This is a genomic window from Caballeronia sp. M23-90 (genome assembly GCF_053574605.1).
Map to the genome: position 1 here is coordinate 1 of NZ_JBSIPA010000587.1, position 3,518 is coordinate 3,518.

Annotated in this window: 4 protein-coding genes; 2 read left to right on the forward strand and 2 right to left on the reverse strand. The window is 61.5% G+C overall.

Translation table 11 applies throughout. From position 1 onward, the window contains the following. Nucleotides 1-217 precede the first annotated feature (217 nt). Nucleotides 218-1,111: a LysR family transcriptional regulator ArgP gene (locus tag ACRXB1_RS32955; RefSeq protein WP_449494415.1), complete on the reverse strand. Its 894-nt coding sequence runs from the start codon at nucleotides 1,109-1,111 to the stop codon at nucleotides 218-220. Between the two features lie 108 nt (nucleotides 1,112-1,219). Between ACRXB1_RS32955 and ACRXB1_RS32960 the strand changes: the two genes are divergently transcribed. Both ACRXB1_RS32960 and ACRXB1_RS32965 read left to right on the forward strand, forming a co-directional pair. Continuing rightward, entirely contained in the window at nucleotides 1,220-2,353 is a 1,134-nt protein-coding gene (locus ACRXB1_RS32960) for an aminotransferase class I/II-fold pyridoxal phosphate-dependent enzyme (RefSeq protein WP_449494416.1), read from the forward strand. Nucleotides 2,354-2,409: 56 nt separating this feature from the next. After that, entirely contained in the window at nucleotides 2,410-2,688 is a 279-nt protein-coding gene (locus ACRXB1_RS32965) for a DUF6440 family protein (protein ID WP_062168285.1), read from the forward strand. Between the two features lie 13 nt (nucleotides 2,689-2,701). Here ACRXB1_RS32965 and ACRXB1_RS32970 read toward each other — a convergent pair. Beyond that, the coding region (locus ACRXB1_RS32970) for an autotransporter domain-containing protein (RefSeq protein ID WP_449494417.1) at nucleotides 2,702-3,518 on the reverse strand (817 nt) is incomplete at its 5' end.

Sequence of the window (3,518 nt, forward strand, 5' to 3'; positions counted from 1 at the left end):
CTCTGCCACTGCTGGTCGCTCTGCGCCGGCGCAGCCGAGCACAAGCAGCGCGGCGGCATAACGCAAGCGCCGACGTGCGAGATTCGAGCGATTGGCGGTTTTTTTATCGTTGGAATGTTTGCTCGACAAGACTCGTGTATCCGATGCAGAAGGAACGAGTTCGAGAGATTACAGTGTTTCGCATCCCGAAATCGCGATCGTGATGTGCGGCCGCGGACTAATCGAGAAATGCCTTTGCGCGTTTTTGCAGCATGGTCCTGAAATCGTCGAGCCAGCCGATCGACAACCGCCAGCTCTGCCAATAAAGATCGACATCCATATGGGCGCCGGGCACGACGCGCACGAGTTCGCCCGATTCGATCAGCGGCCGGATCATGCGTTCGGGACACATGCCCCATCCCATCCCGGACGCGCAGCCGTGCACGAAACCCGCCACGTGCGGAATCAGGTGCCGCGGGGGATCGAGATCCGCGCGCGTGATGCGGCGGATGAAGCGCCGCTGCATCTGGTCCTTCGAATTGAATTCGACACGCGGCGCATGGCGCAACGCGTCACGCGTGAGGCCCTCCGCGAAATATCGATCGAAAAACGCGGGCGAACACACGGGCAGGTACCGCATGCGCCCGAGTTTGGTCGACCGGCATCCCTGCACGGCTTCGGCTTGCGTGGTCACCGCGCCTTGCACGCTGCCGTCGCGCAGTTGCTGCGCGGTGTGGTCCTGGTCGTCGATCACCAGGTCCAGGAGCATTTCTCGTTCGACACAAAATTCCGATACGGCATCGATGAACCACGTCCCCACGCTGTCGTCGTTGACTGCGACGCGAAACGTCGGCCACGCTTCGGCAAGCATGCCGGGCAGCGTCGGCATCTGACTGCCGAGTTCGGTTTCGAGCCGGCGCACGCGTTCAATATGGCGGCACAGCAGCGCGCCCGGTGGCGTCGCGATACACGGCTGGCCGCGCTTCACCAGCACGCTTCCCACGCGCTCTTCCAGCAGCTTCACGCGCTGCGATACCGCCGATGGCGTCACATTGAGCTCGCGCGCCGCGCGATCGAACGAGCCATGACGCACCACGGCGCCGAGCGCATCGAGAAGGGCATAATCAAGCATTAGCGTTTCTTAAGTGGCATTAGGAGAGTTAGCTTTATTTACGGAAGTACGACCGGCAGACTACGCCTCTAAACAGCGTCCGTCACGCTTCTTCTCCCTGGACCCGCCATGCAACCCACGCCATTTGCGCTCGAACGCTACTTCGCCGTTCACGAATTCACCGCCCGCTATCTGATGTGCAGTTCCGACCCGGAGTCGATGTCGGTCGCGGATCTTCTCGCGCTCGAACCCGGTTCTGCCGATGCCTTCAACAACACGTGGCTGGGCTACACGGAATACCCAGGGGCGCCCGAGCTTCGGCGAGAACTGGCAACCTTGTACGAGTCGATCGGCACGGATGATCTGATCGTGCACACAGGCGCGCAGGAAGCGATCTACTCGTTCGTGAACACGATGCTCGAGGCCGGTGATCACATGATCGTGCATATGCCTGGCTATCAGTCGCATTACTCGGTGGCGCAGGCGCTGGGTGTATCGGTGTCGCCCTGGATGGCGCGTGAAGCCGAGGGCTGGGCGCTCGGTCCCGACGAACTCGAAACGTTGCTGCGTCCCGAAACGAAAGCCTTGCTCATCTGCGCGCCGCACAATCCCACGGGTTATCTTCCGGATCGAGAACGGTTCGATGCAATCGTCGACTTCGCGCGCAAACACGGTCTCTGGCTTTTCAGCGACGAGGTCTATAGGGGACTCGAGCATGATCCGGCGCACAGGCTGCCTGCCGCGTGCGACGTCTACGAGAAAGCGATCTCGCTTGGCGCGTTATCGAAGTCGCATGGTCTCGCGGGCTTGCGCGTTGGCTGGGTTGCAACGCGCGATCGGGATGTGCTGGCTGCCATGAACACGTTCAAGGACTATCTGACCATCTGCAATAGCGCGCCGAGCGAGTTTCTAGCGGCCATCGCGGTGCGCAATACCAGCGCATTGATCGAGCGGAATACAGCAATCGTCCGGAGCAATCTGGCTTTGCTCGATCCATTTTTTGCGCGCCATCACGAGATCCTGGAATGGCATCGGCCACGCGCCGGCACGGTAGCCTTTCCGCGGTTGAAGCAGGGCGGCGCGGAGCGCTTCTGCGCGGAAGTGCTGGAACGTACTGGCGTGCTGCTGCTTCCCGGCACGTTGCTGGATCACGGTGATACCCATATTCGTATCGGCCTGGGACGGCGCAATCTGCCGGATGTCCTGGCCATCCTCGATAACTATTTGCGCGAGCAAGGCGGCAGGTTGAACCTCGGGCGGTAGATGTCATCGAACGGAATGCGTGTGTCTTTGCGCGCAAAACGTCACGAGGAACGCACATGAAGAGGTTGTTGGTATTGCTGGCGGCAAGCGCGTCGTTCGCAGCGCATGCCCAGAACACACCGAATGTCCCGACGATCCCGAGCGCTGATTTGAAACCCGCCTCTCGCGCGAGCTTCAACCGATTCACGCGCGAGACCACCGAGGACATCAATCTGCAGTTGGAAACCGATCACGAAACGGGTTGCCGATATCTCATCGCCCAAGCGCAGGGCATCACGCCGCTCCTCAAAAGCAACGGCACGCCCGACTGCAGCGCGCCGAAACTCGGTCAGTAGGACGCAGCCGGTTCTACCATTTCCACCGGACGCCGGCGTTGCCGCCTATCGTCCGTTGATGCGAGCCGCCGAGATTGGTGAGGTAGCTCGCCGTCACGAACGCGCTGCCCGAGCGCGTGACCTGGGCAACGAGTCCCACGTTCAATTGTCCCGATGTTTGTCCAACGCTCCCCGGGATGGTCGTGGTCCCTGCAAACGTCGTGCTGTCGCCCTCGCCGAACGCACGCAGGACGCTGACCCGCGCATAAGGCTGCCACGTCACGCCTGCGCTGCTGAAGGTGTGTTGCAGCCTCACACCGAGGCGCCCGATGTACGTGTTGCCATTGTTGAACGAGACAGACGACACGCCGTCATTGAAGTCATTGAGCGACAAGTTCTGCCAGAGGATCTGCGCCTGCGGCTCGACAACGAACGCGTTGCCGAGCGCTATCGGGAAGCCGCCTTCCACCGAACCGGTCACGGCTGTCCCGTGCGTCCCCGCGCCGGTTCCCTGATTCGACAACGGGTCGACCGTAATCGACGAACCCATTAGCACGGCGTCCGTGTACCACCCCGTGGGGCCGACGTGCGTCCAGTAGCCGCCGAGACTGTACGCATTCATCGACAAATGGCCGACGTTCACGTTCGGAAAGCCGAGCGCGAAACCATCGATGTCGCCGGTCGCGCGCGCAAAACCCAGGAACAGGCCGTAGTGATTCTTGTGGCCGCTTGCGGTGGAGTCAGCGTAGATGTCGTGACCGACTTGCGCGCCGAAAACAGAGCCGTCGAATTCAGGATTGGCTGCGCCGTCCTCGCTCTGCACCGAATGCGCGCCCCAGACGCGGCCCCAA

Bases quoted from the DNA above. Each gene is read 5' to 3' on its own strand.
- ACRXB1_RS32960 (WP_449494416.1), top strand. From the start codon at position 1,220: ATGCAACCCACGCCATTTGCGCTCGAACGCTACTTCGCCGTTCACGAA.
- ACRXB1_RS32955 (WP_449494415.1), bottom strand. From the start codon at position 1,111: ATGCTTGATTATGCCCTTCTCGATGCGCTCGGCGCCGTGGTGCGTCAT.
- ACRXB1_RS32965 (WP_062168285.1), top strand. From the start codon at position 2,410: ATGAAGAGGTTGTTGGTATTGCTGGCGGCAAGCGCGTCGTTCGCAGCG.